Raw genomic sequence first — 6,249 nt, forward strand, 5'->3', positions numbered from 1 at the left:
GAGGGCGTCTTCTTCACGGCCGTCGTGACCACTCGGATCTTCTGCCGACCGACCTGCACCGCCCGTAAGCCCTTACCGAGCAATGTCGTCTTCTACGCCACGGCGGGCGAGGCCCAAGAGGCAGGGTTCAGGCCGTGCCTGCGCTGCCGCCCGCTCGAACTAGAGGGTGAATGCCCGGGTTGGCTTCGTCCACTGATTGACGCACTGGAGATAGAGCCTGACCGTCGATGGACGCTTGCAGACGTCGAAACCTACGGCATCGCCCCCGCGCGGGTACGCGCTTGGTTCAAACAACGGTTTGGAACGACGTTCTCCGAGTACACGCGTGCCCGACGCTTGGGGCTGGCTTTGGATCGCCTGAAATCAGGCACGGGGATCGATGACGTCGCAATGGAGTCGGGCTTCGAATCGGTCAGCGGGTTCCGCGACGCGTTCCAGAAGACGTTCGGCGTGGCGCCCGGAAAGGCCGGTGAGCGCAAAGTGCTCTACTACCGTCGCCTGACCACGCCCTTGGGCTCGATGCTTGCAATGGCAGAGGCGTCGGGTGTCGTCCTCCTCGAGTTCTGCGATCGCCCCGCACTGCCAAGGGAACTTGAAGATCTGCGCCATAACCACGGCTATGCCGCGGTTCCTGGCGACCACACTCATCTTCGGACACTCGGGGGCGAACTGTCGCGCTACTTCGGTGGACGCCTTGCTGAGTTCAGCGTTCCGATCTGTGCGCCGGGCACGGCATTCGATAAGGCCGTGTGGGAGGCGCTTAGCGGCATTCCTTATGGCGCGATCCGCTCCTATGCCCAGCTCGCCCACGCCATCGGTCGTCCCACGGCGGTGCGCGCCGTCGCCGGCGCCAACGGCCGCAACCGCCTCGCGATCCTTCTGCCCTGTCATCGCGTGGTCGCGTCCGACGGCGGACTGGGCGGCTATGGCGGGGGCATGGCACGGAAGGCTTTCCTACTCAAGCTCGAACGACAGCAAGCGGCGGCAGAGAACTACGAATCCATTACGCCAGAGGCCTCAAGATGATCACCACGTCCTTCGCCAGTGCCATCCTGAGCAAGCCCGGCCTGCTCCGCATTCCCAACGCTTGGGACGCGGCGAGCGCGCGGCGTGTGGTTTCGGCGGGTGCGCCACTCCTCGCAACCACCAGTGCAGGCGTGTCCTGGTCTCTGGGCCTTTGCGACGGCGAGGCGCTGACGCCACCGCAGGTCGTTCAGCGCGCTCTTGAGATCCGTCGCGTTTGTCCAGCCACACCGCTTTCCGTCGACATCGAGCGCGGCTACTCGAACGCGCTTGGCGACGTTACGGATCTGGTCGACGCGCTCGTACGTGCGGGCGTGTCTTCGATCAACATCGAGGATGGCGATGACACCCCTGCAGTCCTTGCTTCGAAGATCGCCGCGATCCGATCAAGCCATGATCGCCGCATCTTGTTCATCAACGCGCGCACGGATGTCTACTTGCTCGGGCTTGCTGCGAATGGCGACCGGGCCACTGAAGCGATCTCGCGCGCCTTGACCTATGTTGATGCGGGTTGCGATGGTGTATTCGTCCCCGGGGTGACGGACGCTGACGAGATCGAAGTGATCGCGGCATCCATCGCGGTCCCTCTGAATGTCATGGCGCTTCCTAGCCTGCCCGGCGTCGACGAACTCGAAAGACTTGGCGTACGACGGCTGACGGCCGGCCCAGCCCTTGCGATCGCCGCATACGGGCGCTGCGAGGAGTTGGCTGGAGAATTCATGTCTGGAAAACCGGACGGACTTTGGGCTGCGCCCGTCGACTTCGCTGGCATGAACGCGTGATCATGGCCGGCAGTTCGCGTGCAGCTCAGCTTCGTCGCGACCAGCGCTGCACCCCGCTGGTCGCGGGGAGCGTCGCCGAACTGCCGGAGCACAGATGCGCCTTCGCCGGCGGATGGGTTTTCGTCGGGCCCTCGACGTGGACCTCTTCGCTCGGAAAGTACCCGTGCACGCTGTAGGTGTTGCCGTTTCTCTTCTCACACAGCAGGCAGTGGCACATCGGAGCATAGGAATTTCAAACGCCCTCGGCAAGGCTTGGGGAGGCCATGGGACCCGGGTGCGGGCCCGGATGCGGAGGTTGCGGCAGCATGGAGTGTCAGGGTTGGGTGCCGATGCCCTCGCCTGGGTCGGGTTCGGCAGGCCCGTGACGCTTCACAAGGGCGGGTCGCTGCCTCGACCTCGGGGTTGAGCCTGCGTCGTGCGACCTCGCGCTGCCGTGGCGCGCACTGCTGCCCCGGCTGCGCATGGTGTTGCAGCCTGGGACGTTGTGTTTGCGACGGCCGGGCCGGCGCGGCTCAGGCAGGAAAGTCTTGCCCCGCCTCGCGCGCCCGTCCCCGAGGCGGCGGCTGTGGATCGATCCCCAGGTGAGTCAGGATCTTCTCGATCGCCGGCCGCTCCAGGATGGCCGCGATGATCTTCAGTTCCCCGGCGCCGCAGTGCGGGCAGTGCTGCAGGTCGATGTCAAAGACCCGCTTGAGCAGCCGCGCCCAGCCGATGCGGTGCGGCCGGGCCTGGTCCTGAACCGCCTCGGCCTCGCCGCTGCTGGCCATGGCGCCTTCGCTGGCCTGCTCTTGCCCCTCGGGTCCCTGCGGCACGACCCATGACCGCAGCTTGGCGTTGGGTGCCAGCACCCCATGGAACCGGATGAGATGCAGCCGCGGCCGCGGCACGGGTGCCCGAAGGGCGCCCTTCGGTCGCCCTGGCGGCCAGCCGCTGCATGAACTCCAGCGGACTCATCACCCGGTGCGTGGTGCCATCGCGCCACGGGGTCTTGAGCTTCAGCTCCACCTGCCCGGCCGCGTTGAGCTGCACCCGCTCGTCCGACAGTGCCGGCCGGGTGATGGTGCGGCACAACTGTTCCAGCCGCTTGCGGTCATGGGCCTCGACTCGCACCGCGGCGTGCAGGCTGAAGCCGTCGATGTCGGCGCACAGGGGCTGGCGCGCCGTAGCCTCGCGCGGCACTGCACCTCGCAGGGTCAGCACCTTCTGCCCGGCGCGGGGCCCGAAGGCGATGCGATACGTCACAGCCGCCGCCTGCAGCGGTCGCAGCGTGCGTGCCTCTTCGCCTTCGGCTTGCGGCTCGGCCAGCCAGGTCTGGCCCATGTCTTCCACCAGCACGCCCCGGCGCGTGAGCAGCGTCATCAGCCGGGCGATGACGGTCTGCAGCAGCGCGTGCAGCTGGTCGTCGGTCGGGGCACCCGCCTCGACGAAGGTTGGCACACCGTCGGCGCCACAGCGGTACACGCCGTCCAGTACCAGGCAATGCAGGTGGATGTTGAGGTTGGCGGCGGACCCGAAGCGCTGGATCAGCGTGACCGCACCGCCGTGGCCTTCTTCGGGCTTGAGCCCGGCCCGGCCCAGCAGGTGCCGCGTGACCACACGATGCACCACCTGCAGCACCGACGTGACCCGTTCGGGCTGCGCGGCCAGCAGCACGCGCAGCGGGATCGGCAGGGACAGCACCCATTGCCGTACCGGCACGTGCGGGATGACGTGGTCCACCCGGTGCGCCGCGGTCTGCGACATGCGCCGCGCACCGCACGACGGGCAGAAGCCGCGGCGCTTGCAGCTGAAGGCAAGAAGCTTGTCGTGACCGCATTCGCCGCAGCGCAGCCTCAGGAAGCCATGGGCCAGGATGCCGCACTCGAGGAAGGCGTCGAACTCATCCTTGATGAACCGCGGCAGCTCCGATCCGGTGCTGGCCTCGGTGTGCGCGATGAAGCTGGCCGCATGCTGCTGCACCAGGCGGTACAGCGTGGTCTGCTCAGGGCGGTGGCGCTCATAACGGAGCGCGCCGTTGGCGGCTTCGCCCCGACTTGGCAGCGTGAGAGCGGACATGGGGCCGCATCGAAATACTGTGCATATACACAGTACCTCGGTGCGACTGTTTCCGACGGGGAGGTTGACCGAAGAGATGCCAGGAAGCTGCCCGTCATCACCGTCAGCTCCTGGCCGACAGCCACCGTTGAACAGCAAGGGCGTGATCCTGATGACGGCGGGTGACGGCGAGTCCCTGGTTGCCTTGGCCATCGGCAAGGACATCAAGTCGGTCACGGTCGCCGCGGAAAAGAAGGGCGTCACCGTCAAGGGCGAGGACCTCGAAAAGCACCGGTTGCATCGGGCACGCAAGGGCTGCCAGGTGCAGGTGAAGGGCCCCGTACGTGGCATCGAGACCAGGGGCAGCAGCGATAGCCGAAGCTGATGCTCGGTGCTCGCCCTCCGTTGCGGTCGCAAGTGCCGGCCGTAGGTCCGACGGGCCCGCTTTGGCGATGACATATTCTATACAAAACAATATGTCACTTGAGTCAAATAATGCTTTATATTTGATACATGCGATTGGACCAGATTGGCGCACAAATTCGAGCAGCGAGGCTGCGGCAACGGCGCACACAAGCCGATGTCGCGCAATCGATTGGCATGAGTAGGGCCACGGTGTCCCTGATCGAAAGCGGCAAGGTGATTGAAGTTGGCGTGCGCAAACTCATGGCGCTGTGTGAGAACGTCGGGCTCGAACTAACGGTCGCGGAGCAAGCCCACTACCCAACGCTGGAGCAGCTTCGTAAGAAGGAGCAGCGCTGATGAGCCGGGACAGCGTGCAGGTGCTGGTCGACAGCGCCCGGGTGGGGACGCTATTTCGGGACGACAAGTCCGAGGGCGATTTTCTGTTCGGCTACTTCGCCGATACCCATCCGGAGCTGGCCGTCTCCTTGACGATGCCGGTGCGTCGCGCGCAGTACGACAGCATGAACGAGGTGCATCCGATCTTTGAGATGAGCTTGCCCGAGGGTTACCTGCGCAAGACGCTTGAGAGCATGTTTGCCAAGGCCTTGGGCACGTTCGATTCCCTGGACATGCTTGCACTTCTGGGTCAGTCGCAGGTCGGTCGGATTCGCTACGGGCAGACCGGCCAGTCGGCCGAAGACGTGCCTGAGCACGACTTGACGCAACTGCTTGCCTGTCGCGGCGCTGAGGAGTACTTCGATGACCTCGTGCAGCGCTACGCCAAGCATTCAGGGGTCTCCGGCGTGCAACCCAAGGTGTTGATCCGCAGCGCGATGGACGCCGACTCGCCAAAGGTGTCACACAAGGGTGCCACACATATCGTGAAGGGCTTCGACCCTCGCGAGTATCCCGAACTGGTTCTCAACGAGCACACCTGCATGCGCGCAGCCAAGCTTGCAGGCCTGCCCGCGGCAACCACCCGCATGTCAGAGAACCGCTCGATGCTGGTCGTTGATCGGTTCGACCGTGCACCCGATGGCACCTACCTCGGTTTTGAGGACCTTTGCGTGCTGGCCGCGTTGAGAACCTCTGGCAAGTACACAGGCTCTTACGAGGACGTTGCTGCCTCCCTGCGCCTCTTTGTCGACCCGAGCCACCGCGCCTCGTCGATGCGGGAGTTTTTCAGCTCGCTGCTGCTTAGCTGTGCGGTCGGCAACGGTGACGCGCACCGCAAGAACTTCGGCATCCTCTACGACCGGTTCGGCGTCAACGTGCGCTTGGCGCCGATCTACGACGTCGTGTGCACGCGCCGCTACCTGCCAAAGGACGCCCTCGCGCTGTCGCTGGCCGGCTCAAAAGCCTTTCCAGACAAGGAGTCCCTGGCCACATTCGCCCGCACGCAATGCGGGATGACCAGTCGGCAGACTTCTGCGGCTCTTGACCAGGTCGAGCAGGGTGTTCACGGCGCCATCGCCGAACTGCGGGCCTATGTGCGCTCCGCCCCCGACGCGCGCGCCCAGGCCGAGGGCCTGGTTCAGGCAATCAACGACAGCATGACTCGCATAGGACTTCGGCCCGCGCGCTTCGCGACCATCACCTCGGTGACTCCTACAACCGCGACAATGAAGGCCAGGCCATGACAAAGAAGGACTACGACGAGTCGAGTTTCCGGGTCCTCAAAGGGTTGGAGCCGGTGCGCGAGAGTCCGGGCATGTACACCCGCACCGACTCGCCCACGCACATCATTCAGGAAGTCATCGACAACTCCGCGGACGAGACACTGGCGGGTTTCGCCAAGAAGATCGCTGTCAGCTTGTTGGCTGACGGCAGCATCGAGATCGAGGACAACGGTCGCAGCATCCCCGTGGGCCTGCATCCCGAGGAGAAGGAGCCCGTCGCTGCATAAGAATTTCCAGGGCTCTCCATTTAACTGGACCGCCATGGTCGACCGGCGATGTCCCGCAGTCTGTTGAACGCGTGAGCTGAAGGTGGCGGTTCCTTTCGC

Annotated in this window: 7 protein-coding genes and 1 pseudogene; 6 read left to right on the forward strand and 2 right to left on the reverse strand. The window is 65.0% G+C overall.

The features are described from left to right. Together ACOVRJ_RS16910 and ACOVRJ_RS16915 are read left to right on the forward strand one after the other, a co-directional pair. Positions 1-1,026: bifunctional transcriptional activator/DNA repair enzyme AdaA (locus tag ACOVRJ_RS16910; RefSeq protein WP_422045004.1), on the forward strand; the 1,026-nt coding region annotated here is incomplete at its 5' end. Further along, entirely contained in the window at positions 1,023-1,805 is a 783-nt protein-coding gene (locus tag ACOVRJ_RS16915; RefSeq protein ID WP_422045005.1) for an isocitrate lyase/PEP mutase family protein, read from the forward strand. The genes ACOVRJ_RS16910 and ACOVRJ_RS16915, both read left to right, overlap by 4 nt. Positions 1,806-2,317: 512 nt before the next feature. Here ACOVRJ_RS16915 and ACOVRJ_RS16920 read toward each other — a convergent pair. Then, the gene (locus tag ACOVRJ_RS16920; protein ID WP_422045006.1) at positions 2,318-2,572 is read right to left on the reverse strand and encodes a hypothetical protein; all 255 of its coding nucleotides are present in this window, start codon (positions 2,570-2,572) and stop codon (positions 2,318-2,320) included. Continuing rightward, on the reverse strand, positions 2,484-3,860 hold the full coding sequence (locus ACOVRJ_RS16925) for a transposase zinc-binding domain-containing protein (RefSeq protein WP_422045007.1): 1,377 nt from the start codon (positions 3,858-3,860) through the stop codon (positions 2,484-2,486). Before ACOVRJ_RS16925 ends, ACOVRJ_RS16920 begins: the two co-directional genes overlap by 89 nt. 127 nt (positions 3,861-3,987) lie before the next feature. Between ACOVRJ_RS16925 and ACOVRJ_RS16930 the strand changes: the two genes are divergently transcribed. The 4 genes and pseudogenes from ACOVRJ_RS16930 to ACOVRJ_RS16945 all read left to right on the forward strand — a co-directional run. Beyond that, entirely contained in the window at positions 3,988-4,224 is a 237-nt protein-coding gene (locus ACOVRJ_RS16930) for a hypothetical protein (RefSeq protein ID WP_422045008.1), read from the forward strand. 134 nt (positions 4,225-4,358) lie between these two features. Next, a complete protein-coding gene (locus ACOVRJ_RS16935) occupies positions 4,359-4,601 on the forward strand; it encodes a helix-turn-helix domain-containing protein (RefSeq protein WP_422045009.1) in 243 nt (80 codons plus the stop codon). Next, a complete protein-coding gene (locus ACOVRJ_RS16940) occupies positions 4,601-5,884 on the forward strand; it encodes a type II toxin-antitoxin system HipA family toxin (protein ID WP_422045010.1) in 1,284 nt (427 codons plus the stop codon). Before ACOVRJ_RS16935 ends, ACOVRJ_RS16940 begins: the two co-directional genes overlap by 1 nt. Next, positions 5,881-6,141, forward strand: a pseudogene (locus tag ACOVRJ_RS16945) (ATP-binding protein); the annotation flags it as partial. The gene ACOVRJ_RS16940 and the pseudogene ACOVRJ_RS16945, both read left to right, overlap by 4 nt. Positions 6,142-6,249 lie beyond the last annotated feature (108 nt).

Source organism: Roseateles sp. (genome assembly GCF_049240545.1).
Taxonomy (GTDB): domain Bacteria; phylum Pseudomonadota; class Gammaproteobacteria; order Burkholderiales; family Burkholderiaceae_C; genus Paucibacter_A.